The organism is Wenjunlia vitaminophila DSM 41686, assembly GCF_000380165.1.
GTDB classification, from domain to species: Bacteria; Actinomycetota; Actinomycetes; order Streptomycetales; family Streptomycetaceae; genus Wenjunlia; species Wenjunlia vitaminophila.
In genome coordinates, this window is record NZ_KB904636.1 from 139,464 (window position 1) to 154,904 (window position 15,441).

14 protein-coding genes are annotated in these 15,441 nt (G+C 72.9%); 5 read left to right on the top strand and 9 right to left on the bottom strand.

All coding sequences use genetic code 11. The features are described 5' to 3' along the window. Positions 1 to 39: 39 nt before the first annotated feature. Positions 40 to 1,032, top strand: coding sequence for a helix-turn-helix domain-containing protein (locus A3IG_RS0103180; protein ID WP_018382102.1), 993 nt, complete (start codon positions 40 to 42; stop codon positions 1,030 to 1,032). Here the strand turns inward: A3IG_RS0103180 and A3IG_RS0103185 are convergent. The 8 genes from A3IG_RS0103185 to A3IG_RS0103220 form a co-directional block, all read right to left on the bottom strand. Then, entirely contained in the window at positions 1,013 to 2,269 is a 1,257-nt protein-coding gene (locus tag A3IG_RS0103185; protein WP_018382103.1) for an NAD(P)/FAD-dependent oxidoreductase, read from the bottom strand. The genes A3IG_RS0103180 and A3IG_RS0103185 overlap by 20 nt on opposite strands. Beyond that, the gene (locus tag A3IG_RS0103190; protein WP_018382104.1) at positions 2,266 to 3,699 is read right to left on the bottom strand and encodes an NAD(P)/FAD-dependent oxidoreductase; all 1,434 of its coding nucleotides are present in this window, start codon (positions 3,697 to 3,699) and stop codon (positions 2,266 to 2,268) included. The genes A3IG_RS0103185 and A3IG_RS0103190 overlap by 4 nt, the downstream gene beginning before the upstream one ends. Beyond that, positions 3,696 to 5,129, bottom strand: a complete 1,434-nt coding sequence (locus A3IG_RS0103195) for an FGGY family carbohydrate kinase (RefSeq protein ID WP_018382105.1) — start codon at positions 5,127 to 5,129, stop codon at positions 3,696 to 3,698. The genes A3IG_RS0103190 and A3IG_RS0103195 overlap by 4 nt, the downstream gene beginning before the upstream one ends. Beyond that, on the bottom strand, positions 5,126 to 6,676 hold the full coding sequence (locus tag A3IG_RS0103200) for an APC family permease (RefSeq protein WP_018382106.1): 1,551 nt from the start codon (positions 6,674 to 6,676) through the stop codon (positions 5,126 to 5,128). The genes A3IG_RS0103195 and A3IG_RS0103200 overlap by 4 nt, the downstream gene beginning before the upstream one ends. An 87-nt stretch (positions 6,677 to 6,763) precedes the next feature. Then, positions 6,764 to 7,537 carry a DeoR/GlpR family DNA-binding transcription regulator gene (locus A3IG_RS0103205; protein WP_018382107.1) on the bottom strand — a complete coding sequence of 258 codons (774 nt, stop codon included), beginning with the start codon at positions 7,535 to 7,537 and terminating at the stop codon, positions 6,764 to 6,766. Between the two features lie 326 nt (positions 7,538 to 7,863). After that, positions 7,864 to 8,688 (bottom strand): rod shape-determining protein, encoded by an 825-nt coding sequence (locus A3IG_RS0103210; protein WP_018382108.1) that lies wholly within the window; start codon positions 8,686 to 8,688, stop codon positions 7,864 to 7,866. Then, on the bottom strand, positions 8,685 to 9,044 hold the full coding sequence (locus A3IG_RS0103215; protein ID WP_018382109.1) for a TraR/DksA family transcriptional regulator: 360 nt from the start codon (positions 9,042 to 9,044) through the stop codon (positions 8,685 to 8,687). Before A3IG_RS0103215 ends, A3IG_RS0103210 begins: the two co-directional genes overlap by 4 nt. A gap of 49 nt (positions 9,045 to 9,093) precedes the next feature. Next, on the bottom strand, positions 9,094 to 9,420 hold the full coding sequence (locus A3IG_RS0103220) for a TraR/DksA family transcriptional regulator (protein WP_018382110.1): 327 nt from the start codon (positions 9,418 to 9,420) through the stop codon (positions 9,094 to 9,096). Positions 9,421 to 9,822: 402 nt separating this feature from the next. On the opposite strand from A3IG_RS0103220, the gene A3IG_RS0103225 reads away from it, so the two are divergent. The 4 genes from A3IG_RS0103225 to secD all read left to right on the top strand — a co-directional run bounded on the left by A3IG_RS0103225 (position 9,823) and on the right by secD (position 14,272). Beyond that, a complete protein-coding gene (locus tag A3IG_RS0103225; protein ID WP_018382111.1) occupies positions 9,823 to 10,776 on the top strand; it encodes a HAMP domain-containing sensor histidine kinase in 954 nt (317 codons plus the stop codon). Next, positions 10,773 to 11,438: a response regulator gene (locus A3IG_RS0103230; RefSeq protein ID WP_018382112.1), complete on the top strand. Its 666-nt coding sequence runs from the start codon at positions 10,773 to 10,775 to the stop codon at positions 11,436 to 11,438. The genes A3IG_RS0103225 and A3IG_RS0103230 overlap by 4 nt, the downstream gene beginning before the upstream one ends. Positions 11,439 to 11,569: 131 nt before the next feature. Continuing rightward, positions 11,570 to 11,926 carry a hypothetical protein gene (locus A3IG_RS31735; RefSeq protein ID WP_051087368.1) on the top strand — a complete coding sequence of 119 codons (357 nt, stop codon included), beginning with the start codon at positions 11,570 to 11,572 and terminating at the stop codon, positions 11,924 to 11,926. Positions 11,927 to 12,004: 78 nt separating this feature from the next. Next, positions 12,005 to 14,272, top strand: coding sequence for a protein translocase subunit SecD (gene secD, locus A3IG_RS28455; RefSeq protein WP_018382113.1), 2,268 nt, complete (start codon positions 12,005 to 12,007; stop codon positions 14,270 to 14,272). A 98-nt stretch (positions 14,273 to 14,370) separates the two neighbouring features. Here the strand turns inward: secD and A3IG_RS0103245 are convergent, their stop codons facing one another. Then, positions 14,371 to 15,366, bottom strand: a complete 996-nt coding sequence (locus A3IG_RS0103245; RefSeq protein WP_040910739.1) for a lysylphosphatidylglycerol synthase transmembrane domain-containing protein — start codon at positions 15,364 to 15,366, stop codon at positions 14,371 to 14,373. Positions 15,367 to 15,441: the final 75 nt, after the last annotated feature.

A 15,441-nucleotide genomic window follows, 5' to 3' on the forward strand; every position in this document is an offset into this window, starting at 1 on the left:
TGTCCGTTGTCCAGTGCTCCCGGTCGGAGGTAGACGCCCATGCTCACGAACCGTTTCAGCACCAGTGATCTGCCGGTCCGCGACCGCTTCACCTGGTGGCGGGACATCACCGTGTCCACGTTGATCCCGACGGTCCTGGCGAGTGACCACGCGGATGACTTCCACGCCACCGCCGAGGTGCTGGACCTCGGCGGAGGGCAGGTCACGACGATGACCTACCTTCCGGTGACGTGCGTGCGGACCCCCAAGCTCATTCGACAGAGCGACCCGGACTACTACCAGTTATCCCTCACCGTGCGGGGGGACATGGGGCTGTCCCAGGCCAGGCGGCACACGGCGTTCAGGGCCGGGGACCTGATGCTCTATGACTCCTCACAGCCGTTCGAGGGGTGGGCGAGCTGCGACGGCGGCGCCGTGGTCCACGTGGTGGCGCAGTTCCCCAAGGCCGTGGTGCCCCTGCCCAGGCGACTCGTGGACCGGCTGGTGGCCACGCGGATCACCGCCGACCACGGGTTCGCCGACCTGCTGGCCCGGTTGCTGCGGCAGGTCTCGACGTCACCCGAGCACTACGGCACCGATGACGTGGACCACGTCCTGACGGTCCTGTTGGACCTGCTCGCCGCGACCGTGGCCCACCGCCTGGACCAGGTCGGGACCCTGAACCGGGAGAACCGTCAGCACGCCGCGTCGCTTCGGGTGCGGGCGTTCATCCAGCACCACCTGGGTGATCCGCGACTCACCCCGGGCCAGGTCGCCGCGGCGCACCACATGTCGCTGCGGAGTCTGCAACGGCTGTTCGCGGACCTGGGCACCACCCCTGCCGCCTACATCCGCAGGCAACGCCTGGAGGGCGCCCGGCGCGACCTGGTCGCCCCCGCGTTCGTCGCCCGGCCGATCCACGTGGTCGCCGCCCACTGGGGGTTCTCCCACCCGGCGCACTTCACCCGGGCGTTCCGGGCGGCGTACGGCGTCACGCCCCGGGAGTACCGCGAGACGGCGGCCGGCGGGGTGGTCAGCGAACGTCGAGCGTGACGGGGCCGCCGTGGGGATCGACGCCCCTCAGTACGGACCAGGGCACCCGGAAGACGCGGCCGGGCGCCGCCGGCCAGGGCAGGGTGTGTCGGGACACGACGCGGTCGGCCTGGCGGACGGTCACCCGGGGCACCCTGACGAGGTCGTCCGTCCACAGCAGCAGACGGCGTCGGGGGGGCGCCGGGTCCCCGGGGCGGATCAGGCCGGGTGACACCCAGCGCAGGGGCTCGGCGGCCAGCAGGCGCACCCCGGCGTGGGGTGTGCCCTGGTCTCCGTGGAGCCAGTTCCTGACCTGGCCGGCGACGTGCAGGCCGTCCAGGGCGGCGATGTCGGCCGTGTCGACGGGGTGCAGGAGGTTGCCGGCGGCGAAGACCCCGGGGCGGCTGGTGCGCAGCGCGGTGTCGACCAGGGGGCCGAGCGTTCCCGGGTCGAGTTCGAGTCCGGCACTGCGGGCGAGTTCGTGGTCGGGGATCCAGTCGCCGGTGAGGACCACGGTGTCGCACTCGACGGTGCGCCGGGCCCCGGTGTCGAGGTCCTCGATCTCGACGGCTCGGACGCGGGGTTTGCCGATGATGCGGGTGACGCGGGTGCGGTGGGCGACCGGGACGCGCAGCAGGGCCCGCCCGGCGAGGGAGAAGGCCTTGTAGGACTCGGTGTGGGCGTGCTGGCTGACCATCAGGGCGGTGCTGCAGCCGGCTTCGCGCAGGGTGAGGTGGGCGGAGAAGCTGACGAGTTCGGCGCCGACGATGACGGCACGGGTGCCGACGGGGGCGTGGTGGAGGTGGACGGTGTTCTGGAGTTGGCCGGTGGTGTAGATGCCGTGGGGGCGGTCGCCGGGGATGCGGCGGGCCGGGCGGGGACGTTCCCGGGCGCCGGTGGCCAGGACGACGGCCCTGGCCTCGACACGGAGGCGGCCCTGGGGGGTGGTGACGTCCACGGCGTGGTCGCCGGCCCAGTCGGTGACGGTGGCCTGGGTGCGGACGGTGGCTCCTGCGGCGGTGGCCCGGTCGACGAGACGGCGGGCGTAGGCGGGGCCGGTCATGACCCGGTGCAGGTCGCGGATGCCGTATCCGGTGTGGTCGCTGTGGCGGGGGATGCCCCCGGCGTGCTGTTCGCGGTCCAGGACCAGGACCTCGCCCTGGAGGTCCGGGGCGAGGGCGGCCGCGGCGGTCAGCCCGGCGGGGCCGGCGCCGATGACCAGGACGTCCGGGGTGAGGGTGGTCGGTGGGCGGGTCATCGGTTCTCCTCGGGGTCCGCAGTTCCGCCGCGGTTGCCGTGGGCGTGCAGGAGTTGGGTGACGGCGGCGCCGCAGAAGAAGCCCTGGCAGCGGCCGTTCATGGCACGGGTGCGGCGGCGGAGCCCCTCGAGGTTGCGGGCGGGCAGGGGGGCGTGGCAGGCGTCGCGGATCTCCCCGGCGGTGACGCGCTCGCAGAAGCAGACGACCTGCCCGTAGGCGGGGTCCTCGGTGATCCGCTGGTGGTCCTGGTAGGGACGGGGGGTGGACTCGCCGATGTTGGGCATGCGGGGCGGGGGCGGCAGGTCGGCGCGGGGGTTCAGGGTCAGGCCGGCGGTGCGCAGGAGTTGGGTGACGTGTTCGGCGATCGCCATGCCGGCGGTCAGTCCGGTGGAGCGGATGCCGCCGACGAGCAGGTAGCGCTGGTCCGGGGTGGGTTCGATGAGGTAGTCGCCGTGGTCGATCGCTGCCCGGAGCCCGGCGTAGGTCGCGGTGACCTCTTCGGTGAGCAGTCGGGGCATCAGGCGCTCGCCCTTGGCGAGCAGGAAGTCGAAGCCGTCCTGTGAGGTGTCGGTGGCGGCGCGGTCGGTGAGGTCCTGCGAGGTGGGGCCCAGCATGACGTTGCCGTAGACGGTGGGCGAGATCAGCACGCCCTTGCCGCGTGAGGTGGGGACCGGTAGGACGATCTTGTTGGCCAGTGGGCGGGCGAGTTTGTCGAAGACGAAGAGTTCGCCGCGGCGCGGCGTGACGGTGAACCGGTCGTGGCCGAAGAGCCGGTCGACGGTGTCGGCGCCGAGGCCGGCGGCGTTGACCACCCAGCGGGCGTGGACGGTGCCCCGGGTGGTGGTCAGGGTGGTGTGGTGGGGGCCGACGGCCACACCGGTGACGGCGTGGCCGAGCAGGACCTGGGTGCCGCGCTGGTGGGCGTCGGTGGCCAGGGCCAGGGTGGTGGTCCAGGTGCAGATGATCGACTCGTCGGGGACGGTCAGGCCGCCCAGGGCGCCGTCAGCGAGGGCGGGGACCAGCCGGTGGACCTCGTCGGCGTCGATGAGCCGGCACTGGTGGTAGCCGTTGCGTTCGGCCTTGTCCTTCAGACCGGGCAGGGCCTGGAGTTCCTCCGTGGTCCAGGCGACCAGGACCGCACCGGTGTGTTCCACCGGGATGCCGGTGTCCCGGGCGTAGGCCGACAACAGTGCGTAGCCCCGTTGGACGAGGCGAGATTCCAGCGTTCCCGGGGTGGCGTCGAAGCCGGTGTGGAGGATGGCGGTGTTCGCCTTGCTGGTGCCGTCGCCGACGTCGTCGCGGGCTTCGACCAGCGCGACGGACAGGTCGTGTCCGGACAGGTCGCGGGCGATCGCGGCGCCGACGACGCCGCCGCCGATGACCGCGACGTCGTACACGTGCGCCGGGTCGCGGCGCGTGGGGGTGTTCATTTCCGGCTTTCCTTGGTGGTGGTGGCCTCGGCCAGCGCCGTCCAGGAGCTGAGGTACTCCCCCGCCCGGTCGGCCGACCAGGTGGGTTCGTAGACGGCGGAGGGCTGCCACCGGCCGACGGCTTCCGCCAGGGTCAGCCGCGGGTTCAGGGCGAGGCGGGCCAGCGCGGCGGCGCCGAGCGGGGTGGCGTGGGGGGACGGGTAGACGTCGATCGGGATCTGGGCCAGGTCGGCCTGTGCCTGCATCAGAGTCCGGCTGCGGGTCAGTCCTCCGTCCACCCGCAGCCGGGTCAGTGGCGTGCCGAGGTCGGAGGTGACCAGGGTGCACAGGGTGGCGACCTGTGCGGCGATGCCCTGCAGGACGGCCAGGACCAGGTGTTCGGTGCGGGTGGACAGGGTCATCCCGGTGAACGTCGCGGTGGCGTCGGGGCGCCACCAGGGAGCGGCGAGCCCGGCCAGGGCGGGCACGCACAGGGTGCCGTCGGACTCAGTGGCGGCCACGGAGTCCAGGTCGCTGGCGGACTGGATGAAGCCCAGGTTCTTGATCCAGCGGATCGCCGAGGCGGCGGTGTAGACCTGGCCGTCGACGCAGTAGGGGGTCTGGGTGGCGGTGTGCCAGGCAACCGAGGAGGTCAGCCCGGCGGTGGAGCGCAGCGCTGTCTCGCCGGTGTTGGCCAGCAGGAAGGCGCCAGTTCCGTAGGTGCACTTGGCCGCGCCGGGGTCCCAGCAGGCCTCGGCGAGCAGTGCCGCCTGCTGGTCGACGATCAGGCCGACGACGGGGACCTCGGGGCCGAAGGCGCGGGTCGTGCCGACGATCTCGTCGCAGCGGACGATCCGGGGGAGTTCCTCCGCGCCGAGGCCGAACAGGTCCAGGAGCTCGGGGTCCCAGGCGACCGCGTCGACGTCGGTGAGCAGCGACCGGCTCGCGGTGGCGGCGTCGGTGACGAACTGGCCGGTCAGGTGGTGCACCAGCCAGGTGTCCACGGTGGTGACGACGCCCTGGCGGGTGAGGTTGGCGCGCAACCAGGCCATCTTCGGCGCGGAGAAGTAGGGGTCGAGGACCAGGCCGGTGCGCTGGGCGACCCAGGGGGCGTTGTCGCTCAGGGCCCGGCAGATGCCCTCGGCCCTGCGGTCCTGCCAGACGATCGCCGGGGTGAGCGGGGCGCCGGTGGCCGGGTCCCAGGCCAGGACGGTCTCGCCCTGGTTGGCCAGGGCGACGGCGTCGATGGGCCGGCCGGCGGCGGCCACCGCTCGCCGGCCGGTGTCCATCACTGACGCGAGCAGGTCCCGCGGGTCCTGTTCGACGGCGCCGCCGTCCCCGTAGTGGGGGTGGAGGGCCGCCTCGACGATGGCGAGGGTGGCCCCCTGGCCGTCGACCACGACGGCCTTGGTGCCCGAGGTTCCCTGGTCGATGGCGAGGACGGTGGTCATCGGAGCGTCTTCCCACTCGTGGCGGTGTCGGGGCTGGCGGTGTCGGGGGTGGTGACGGAGTCCAGCGCCTTGTCGATGTCCACCATGTCAGGCATGGTCATGCCGGCGACGCCGCGGCGGACCAGCAGGTAGACGAGGTACACCGCGCCGAGGGCGAACAGCAGCAGGGCGTACAGCCAGGGGTCGCGGAACGAGGAGTCACGGAAGATGAGGAGTTCGTAGACCAGCCACACGGACGCGACCGCGATGACGGGGTTCTCCCAGCGGCCCAGCGAGAAGCCCTGGGTGGGTGGCAGCGACCGGCGCTTGACGATGTACATCAGCACGGTGCCGGCGTAGATGAGGGCCGGAAGCAGGGTGGCGGCGGAGAACAGGGAGAAGAGAGCGTCGGTGGAGAAGGAGAACGCAGCGAGGATCAGTTCGGCGACGACGAAGACGAACAGGGTGGCGTTGAGCGGGGTGCCACGGGTGGGGTGGATGCGGCGCAGGAGCTGCCAGCCGGGGAAGCGTTCGTCGCGGGACATCGCCCACACCAGCCGGGTGCTGCTGAGGGTGATGACCAGGCCGCAGGAGAAGATCGAGACCACCACGAGGACGAGGAGGGCCTTGCCCACGGTGGAGCCGAGCACGTCGGTGATGACGGTGGCCACGGGGGTGTCCGAGGCGGCGAGCTTGGCCGGGTCGCCGATGAGGGCGGTGACCGCGACGAGGAACAGGAAGCCGAGGATGCCCAGGGAGATCACGGCCTGCATCATGGCCTTGGGGATGACGCGGGCGGGGTGCTTGGTCTCCTCGGCGAGGTTCGCGGCGGACTCGAAGCCGACGATGGTGAAGGCGCCCAGCAGGAACGCCAGGGCGAACGGGCCGGCGTGGGTGGTGCCGCCGAGGCTGTAGTAGCCGTCGCCGGAGACGGGGGCGGTGTCGAACAGCGTGCCGAAGTCGAGCTTGCCGGTCAGGCCGCCGACGGCGAAGAGCAGGATCGTCAGCGAGATCATGCCGATGACCTGCACGGTCACCGCCACCTTGTTGACCCGGTGGGTGATCTGGGTGGACATGGCCACCAGGACGGCCTGGAGCAGGATGACGACGGCAGTGATCGCCCAGGCGTTCTGGGTCGTCCCCTGGTACTGGAACAGCTCGGGCAGGATCGTGGAGGCCACGGTGTAGTCGACGGCGACGACCACGACACCGAGGAAGGAGAACGATATCCAGCCCATGATCCAGCCCCACACGGGTCCCACCAGCCGGGAGACCCACTGGTAGGCGTAGCCGCTGATGGGGATGCGGGCCGCGAGGGCGCCGAAGACAGCGGCGACGGAGAGCTGCCCGAGGACGCCCAGGGGCCAGGCGAAGATGCCGCGGGGGCCGGAGCTGTTGAGCACCGATCCGTAGGTGGTGAAGATCCCGGTGGCGATGGAGACGAATCCGAAGGCCATGGCGAAGGACGCGTACCAGCCCAGTTCCCGGCCCATCTCCTGCCGGTAGCCGGAGCCCGACGCGGGGGTGGGGTCGCTGTGTGGTGTCTCGCCTGCGTCTGTGGTGGCCATGATGGTGCTGTCCTTCCGGGGGTCGCGCTGTACGTGTGGGGGGGTCGGGGGCTCCCGCGTTGCGTGCGGTGGGTGCTGGTGTGGTGGTCAGGCCACGATGACGGCGCAGCCGGCCCGTTCGATCGCCGAGGCCAGGGCTGTTTCCGGGGGGGTGTCGGTGATGACGCCGGTGCATTCGTGGAAGCCGCAGACGCGGTGGGTGGCCAGCCGGTCCTGCTTGCTGGTGTCGGCGAGGACGTAGCTGCGTGCGCTGTGCGCGAGGATGCGTTGCTTGGTGGCCACCTCGTCGAAGTGGAAGTCGGTGACGCCGGACTCGGCGTCGATGGCTCCGGAGCCCAGGAACGCCAGGTCGGCGTGGAGGCCGGAGAAGAAGGCGACGGTTGCGGGGCCGTGACAGGCCAGGTCGCCCTGGCGGACGCGCCCGCCGGGGACCAGGACCTCGACCTGGGGCAGGACCGACGCTTCGGCGGCCACCAGCAGCGAGGGGGTGGCCACGGTGCCGCGGAAGTCCGGCGGGAGGGCCCTGGCGACCTGGACGGCGGTGGTGCCGACGTCGATGACCAGGGTCATTCCGGGGCGGACGAGGGCCGCCGCGGCCCGGCCGATGGCGGCCTTGGCCTCCACCTGGGACGCGGAGCGTTCGGTGAACGACGCTTCCTCACCGCTGATCCCGCGGACCACGGCCAGTGAGGCCGCGCCGCCGCGGACCCGGCTGAGCAGGCCGCGCCTCTCCATCAGGGCCAGGTCGCGGCGGATGGTCTCGGCTGACACGTTGAGCTGCTCCACCAGCGCTTCCGTGCTGATGGTGCCGGCCTGGTCCACAGCGGCGGAGATGCGGCGGTGACGTTCGGCGGGAAGCATCGGACCTCTGACTGCAATCGTGGGAGATTGACTGTTCCTGACTGAAAGCGTGGATTATTGCCCGGTCTTCGTCAAGAGATGACCGAGAAGTTGCTTGACGTTCACCAATGGACACCTTCGGTCACCGTGCGCCGGGCTTCGGCGGGGCGGGTGCGACGAGCGGAGCGAGGCGTGCCAGCCGCGGGCGGCGCTCGACCACCCGACACCTCCCCTGAAGAAGGGTAATTCGGTCATGTAGGGATGTGGGCCGAATGACGATAGGGAGGACCCGCAGACGCCAAGGACCCCGGGGCGGGGCGCTCCGGGGTCCTTTTGGCGTCTGCGGGTCAGCGGCGGCGCTGTGGGGGCGGGAGGAAGCCCGTGGCCGAGGGGTGGGTGCGGGCCGTTTCCAACAGCCGGGCGGCGCCGCGGACGGCGGCGGTGTGCGGGGCGGGGGCGGACCTGACCGGTACGCGTAGCTGGATGGCGAGGCGGTAGGTGATCTCCGGGCGCAGGGCGCCGCCGCCGGCGAGGAGGACGCCGTGCTGGAGGGCGTCGAGGGTCCGCGACGTGGGGTCGCGGGTGAGCATGTCGGTCACCGCGGTGACGACCGACGCGGTGAGCTGCCGGGGGGTGGTGCCGTCGGCGAGGTCACTGGTGCCGCGGGGCGTGCGGTGGGCGTCGACGACGTCACCGTCGGCCAGGAGGAACACCTCGGTGAGGTGGGCACCGAGATCGACGATGAGCAGGGGCCGGGACAGGTCGGCTCCGGCGCCGACCGCGATCGCCCTGGGGACGGTGGTGGTCAGTACGGTGCGCGGGCGCAGGAGCCGCAGGGCGGCGAGGGCCGCGCCGCGGTACGCGGCGCGGTCGTGGACGGGTGTGGTGATGATGATCAGGGGGCGCTCCGCGGCGGGTACGCGGTGGCCCAGCAGACGGTGCAGCATCCGGGCGGTCCCCGCGGGGTCCACGATGGCGCCGCGCTGGACGAGGCGGTGGGGGCCGCGTTCGCCGGGGAGCTCGGTGGGGGCGTCCAGGATCAGCCCGCGGCCCAGGGCCCAGGCCCGGGTCCGGGAGCTGCCGAGGTCCAGGGCGATGCCGGCGCGGGCCGGGCGGGCCGGCCAGGCCGTGTGGTGGACGGACGTTCGCCGCGAGGGGCGGGGCGTGGTCACCGTCCCGCCCCGCCGGCCTGCTGGCAGCAACCGCAGTAGCGGGCCTGCGGCACGATCAGCAGGCGGGCCAGGGAGACGGGGCGCCCGCACCGCTGGCACGAGCCGTAGCAGCCCTCGTCCATCCGCTCCAGGGCCTGTTCCACGTCGGTGAGGACCATGCGGGCGGAGGCGGCGAGCTTGGCGTGGACCTCGGTCTGGGAGGCCGCGTGGTGCCCGGGCTCGCCGGGCGGGGTCGCCTGGAGCTGCTGGAGTTGCTCCTGACGGAAGCGGCGCTGCTCGTGCAGGTCCTCGCGCAGCACGGCGAGGTCCTCGTGGGTCAGGTCGGCGTTGTGGGCGTCCATGACCTGCTTGTTCACGGCTTCACCCCTTCTGGGGGGCGGGATGGGACCGGGCGGGGGGGGACTGTCACACGGTACGGCGCTGGCACGGCACGCAGCACCGGGCGTAGGGCAGGATCTCCAGGCGTTCGACGGGGATGGGCTTGGCGCACTCCTGGCAGGTGCCGTAACTGCCGTCCTGCACCCGGGCGAACGCGGCGTCGATCTCCTTCAGCACGCGCTGGATGGCGTCCCTCTGGGCGGCCATGAGGTGGTCGTCGGCCTCGTGACCGGCCTGTTCGCTGGCGTTGAGCTGGGCGAGGCGCGAGTTGCGCTCGTGTTCGAGGCGCTGGCGCGCCTCGTGCGCGGTGAGGCGTTCGGGGTGGGATTCGGGGCGGGCAGCTCCGAGCGACATCGGGCGTCCTTTCGCCGTCGGTGGCTGGTGCGGGCATGGCAGCCACCCCCGGGCGGGGCCGCCCAGGGGTGGGCCCCGGTTGCGCGGCGGGTGACCGTCCTCGCCCCGGGGGGATGCTGTCGTGGCCATGCTGGCCCGGTTCACCCGCTCCGGGCCATCGGTCACAGCACCCATTTGTGGGGGGTCCCGGGGTGTAGGTGGCGGGGGGCGCGGGGCGCCGACACGGTCCGCAGATGGCTGTCGGGTCCCATCGACGTGGGCGGCCGGACGCGGGCAGGCTGGTCAGCGGGCCATACGGGCGTGTGGGGCTGTTCCCGGGGTTGTGGGCCACTGGTTGTCCCTCCGGCCGTGGCGGGGGCGATAGTGGTCGTAGGTGTGCGTATCGAGGAAGGCCCACAACCGGTGTTCTTGTTCTGGCGGATCTTCGGGCTCAACGCGGTGGTCTTGGGCATGGCGACGGCGCTCCTGCTGTTGGCCCCGGTGACCGTCTCCGTGCCCGTCGTCCTCACCGAGGCGGTGATCCTGGTGAGCGGTCTGGTGGTCATGCTGGTCGCCAACGCGGCGCTGCTGCGGATCGGTCTGGCCCCGCTGGACCGTCTGACCCGGCTGATGACCACGGTGGACCTGCTGCGGCCCGGGCAGCGGCTGCCGGTGCACGGCCAGGGCGGTGTCGCCGAGCTGATCCGCACCTTCAACGCCATGCTGGACCGGCTCGAGGCCGAGAGGGCCGCCAGCAGCGCCCGGGCCCTGTCCGCTCAGGAGGCCGAGCGACGACGCATCGCCCGGGAACTCCACGACGAGGTCGGGCAGAGCATGACAGCGGTCCTGCTGGAGCTGAAACGCGCCTCGGACCAGGCCGACGACCCCCTGCGCGGTGAGCTGCAACAGGCGCAGGAGATCACCCGGCTGAGCCTGGACGAGGTCCGTCGGCTCGCGCGCCGCCTGCGCCCGGGCGTCCTCGAGGACCTGGGGCTGGTGAGCGCGTTGACGTCGTTGACCGCCGACTTCGCCACCCACACCGGGCTGCGGGTCAGGCGCCACTTCGACCCGGACCTGCCTCCCCTCGCCCCCCAGACCGAGCTGGTGCTCTACCGGGTCGCGCAGGAGGGACTGACCAACGTCGCCCGGCACGCCGAGGCCGAACGGGTCGAGCTGAGCCTGCGGCACACCGACGGCGCCGTGGTGCTGCGGCTGGCCGACGACGGACGCGGCATCGGCATCGCGTGCGAGGGCGCCGGTATCCGCGGCATGCGCGAACGCGCCCTGTTCGTCGGCGCCACCCTGGACATCAGGTCCGACCCGGCCTCGGGCACCGAGGTCTCCCTGTCCGTACCCACCACCGGGAGGCACGCGTGACCACCCCAGAGCCCCGCCCCATCCGGGTCCTGCTGGCCGACGACCACGCGCTGGTGCGCCGCGGCGTGCGACTGATCCTGGACAACGAACCCGACCTGGAAGTCGTCGCCGAGGCCGGCGACGGCGCCGAGGCCATCGCCATGGCCCGCAGCCACGAGGTCGACCTGGCCGTCCTGGACGTGGCCATGCCCCGCCTGACCGGCCTGCAGGCCGCGCGGGAACTGGCCACGGTCAAGCCCGGGCTGCGCATCCTGATGCTGACGATGTACGACAACGAGCAGTACTTCTTCCAGGCCCTGAAGGCCGGGGCCTCGGGGTACGTGCTGAAGTCCGTCGCCGACCGGGACCTGGTCGCCGCGTGCCGGGCCGCGATGCGCGGCGAGCCGTTCCTGTACCCGGGCGCGGTCGCCGCGCTGATCCGCAACTACCTCGACCGCGCCCGCAACGGCGAGGAACCCCCCGACCAGGTGCTGACCAGCCGTGAGGAGGAGGTCCTCAAGCTCGTCGCCGAGGGGCACTCCTCCAAGGAGATCGCGCAGACCCTGGTGCTGAGCGTGAAGACCGTCCAGCGGCACCGGGCGAACCTGCTGCACAAGCTCGGTCTGCGGGACCGCCTGGAGCTCACCCGCTACGCCATCCGGGCTGGACTGATCGAGCCCTGAACCCCTCAGTTCCCGTGCCCCGGCCGGCCGCCCGCCGAAGCCGACACCGCCCCCGGACCGGCGGCGGTCCAACGACCCCGCGGCCACGCGCCACGCCACCGTCCCGGACGCGGAGCCGGGCGGCCGGGCTGTTGCTGGCCACGCTGCTGGCCCTGGTCGGCATCGCCCAACCGGCCGTCGCCGGGCACGGCACCGCGGCCAACGCCGGGCACGGCGCCGTACCGGCCACGGCCCCGGCCGACGTCCACCACACCGGCAGCCCGGACAGCCACGCCGACGACACCCCCTGGACCCGTCCTTCCCGGGTCTGCCGCGACGACACCGGCCACCGGCTGCTCCCGGTCCCGGCCGGCACGCCGGCCGCAGCGCCGGCCGTCCTCCCCGCGCCGGGCACCGACACGGTCCGACCGGCCCCGGGCACGGCGCCGTGCGGCCGGTGGGCGGCACCGCACCGCGGACGGGCACCACCACCTCCCCCAGGCACCTGACGCTTCGTCCCCCGTCGTTCACGCGCCGCCCCACCGGCGGCGCGACCTGCCTGTTGGAGACCTCCCTTGACGCGCGCCATGCGGGTGCGGGCGTTGTTCGCCCTCACCGTCGTCGCCCTGTCGCTGTTCATCACCGTGACCGTGCCCGTCCGCCTCGGCCTCGACCTGCGCGGCGGCACCCAGATCGTGCTGGAAACCCGTGACTCCCCCACGGCGAAGGCCGACGCCGACGCCACCGACCGCACCCTGGAGGTGCTGCGCCGCCGTGTCGACGCCCTGGGCATCGGCGAGGCGTCCCTCGCCCGGTCCGGGGACCACCGGATCATCGTCGAACTCCCCGGCGTCCAGGACCCCCGCGCGGCCGCCGACGTCCTCGGCCGCACCGCACAGCTCACCTTCCACCCCGTGCTGGGCACCGCCCCCGCCACCTCCTCCCCCGCCGACGGCGAACGGATCCTGCCCGACGGGTCCGGGGAGTCGTTGCGCCTGGGTGCCGCCGCGCTGACCGGCGCGGACGTGGAGGGCGCCGAGGCCCGGATCGACCAGCGCGGCGGCGGCGGCTGGTTCGTCACCGTCGACTTCAAGGGCAAGGGACGCGGCGCGTGGACCACGTTGACCGGCGAGGCGGCCTGCCGCCCGGTCGGCGACCCCACCCGCCGGGTGGCCATCGTCCTGGACGACAAGGTCATCTCCTCACCCCAGGTCGATCCCTCCGTCGGCTGTGACACCGGCATCGCCGGAGGATCCACGGAGATCACCGGTTCGTTCGACCGGACCGAGGCCAGGGAGCTGGCCCTGCTCGTCAACGGCGGGGCCCTGCCGGTCCCGGTCGAAACCGTCGAACAGCGCACCGTCGGACCGACCCTGGGGAGCGAGGCCATCGAGGCCAGCGCGTGGGCCGCCATCATCGGCACCGCGGTCACCTCGCTGTTCATCATCGTCGTGTACCGCCTGATGGGGGCGCTGGCCGCGGTGGCCCTGGTCTGTTACGGCCTGGTCTCCTACGCCGCCCTGGTCGCCCTCGGGGCCACCTTGACGCTGCCGGGCCTCGCCGGTTTCGTCCTGGCCATCGGCATGGCCGTGGACGCCAACGTCCTGGTCTTCGAACGGGCCCGCGAGGAGTACGCCGCCCAGCGCCGCAAGAGCCTGCGCTCGGCCGTGACCGCCGGGTTCCGCAACGCCCTCAGCGCCATCACCGACTCCAACATCACCACCCTGATCGCCGCCGCGCTGCTGTTCTTCCTCGCCTCCGGACCCGTGCGCGGCTTCGGTGTCACCCTGGGCATCGGCGTGCTCGCCTCCATGCTCAGCGCCCTGGTGATCACCCGGGCCCTGACCGACTTCGCCGCGTCCCGCCGCTCCGTGCGGCGACGCCCGAACCTGTCCGGTGTCGCCGCCACCGGCGCCGTCCGCGACCGACTGCTGCGCCGCAACCCCGACCTGATGCGCCGCCGGCGGCGCTGGCTCGCGGCCTCCGCCGTCGCCATGGTCCTGGCGGGCAGCGGGATCGCGGTGCGCGGCCTCGACCTGGGGGTGGAGTTCACCGGGGGCCGCCTCATCGAGTACTCCACCTCCACCCCGGTGGACACCGACCGGGCCCGCGCCGCCCTGGCCGACGTCGGTTTCCCCCGTGCCGTCGTCCACACCTCGGGCGACGGTGACCTGACCGTGCGCACCGACCGTCTGAGCAACGAGGAGGAGGCCCGGGTCACCGAGGCGGTGACCGACCTCGCGGGCTCAGCCGAGAAGATCCGCGACGAACTGATCGGCCCCAGCCTCAGCACGGAGCTCCGCCGAGGCGCCGTCATCGCCCTGTCCGTGGCCCTCGTGACCCAACTGCTCTACCTCGCCGTGCGGTTCCGCTGGACGCTGGGTGCCGCCGCGGTCGCCGCCATGGCCCACGACGTGCTCATCCTCGTCGGCGTCTTCGCCTGGCTGGGCAAACCCATCGACGCCGTGTTCCTGGCCGCGGTGCTCACCACCATCGGCTACTCGGTCAACGACTCGGTGGTCGTCTTCGACCGCGTCAGGGAGCTGCACCGGGCCACCCCCACAACGCCCTTCGCCCGCCTGACCAACACCGCGATCCTGCAGACCGTGCCCCGCACCCTCAACACCGGCATGGGCGCGGCGTTCATCCTGACCGCGCTGGTCGTGCTCGGCGGCGACTCGCTGACCGACTTCGCCCTGGCGCTGTTGATCGGTCTGGTCGTCGGCACCTACTCCTCGATGTTCACCGCGGCGCCCCTGGCCATCGCCCTCCACACGCGCACCACCCCGGCCCCCCGCACCCCCGATCCGAAGACCCCCGACCCGCGGTCCCCCGCGGGCGTGTCCGCTCCCTGACGGGAGCGGGAGGGCGGCGGACCCTGGAAGCCAGGAAGGAGACGGCGCGGGCCACCCGGTAACGGTGGCCCGCTGCTCCTTCCCCGAACGCCACCGGCTCACCGACGCTCCCGCAGCATGACTCCGAGCCAGCAGCCCCAGCCGATCGGCTGCGGCAACCAGTAGTTCCAGATCCGGTAGAGCAAGGTGGCGGCGAAGGCCTGCCCCGGGGTGAGCCCGTACACCACCAGCAGACCCGTCAGTCCGGCCTCGACGATGCCGATCCCCCCGGGGGTCAGGCGGATGCTCCCGGGGATCTGTACCAGGCCGTAGGCGAGCAGCACTCCCTGCCAGGGCACCGGGATGCCCAACGCCCACACGCTCGCTACCAGGCATCCGGCGTCGAAAACCCAGTTGAGCAGGGCCAACGCGCCCGGCCGCAGCCACGGCCGGACACCGGGCTGAACGCTCCTGGCCTGCTTCAGCACGCTCCTCAGCTCCGCGTCGGCCTCCTGCACCCGCCCGTACCGGGCCCTGACCCGCGCCCAGGCCCGCCCCAGTGCCGCCCTCACGGACGCCGAACGCAGCACGAGCAGCGCCACCAGGACGGCCAGCACCAGCCCGGCGGCCACCCGCAGCATCGCCGCTCCAGGTCCGCGCGAACCAGCGGTGAGCGCGCCGAGGACGATCACGACCAGCAGCCCGAGCGCGGAGAGCCCGCCGGCGGAGGCCAGCGCCGCGGCGGTCAGGGCCTGCCCGGCCCCCCGGCGGCGTAGCTGCCGGTACAGCCAGGCGGCCGAGAACGCCGCCCCGCCCGGGAAGACCCCGGCCATGGCGTTCGCCGCCATCATCAGCCGGACCATGTCCGCCAGCGGAACGCCCAGCCCGCCAGCCGCCAGCAGCCAACGGGGAACGGCGGCCAGACACACGAACGCGGCGGCCTCGGCGAGCACCGCCACCGACACCTTGCCGGGGTTGACGTGGACCAGCAGGTCGGCCGCGTGCTTCAGCTCCCCGCGACGGGACGTGGCGACGAGCAGGGCAGCCGTGGCCAGCGCCGCCGCCACCAACCACCACAGCCATCGCCAGGAGCCTGCGCGGCCCCGCGCCCTCATCGTCCACGTCCCTGGCGGTCCTGGTCCCCGTACCCACCCGGGCCCGGCAGCACCGGGAACACGGGGAGCACCGGG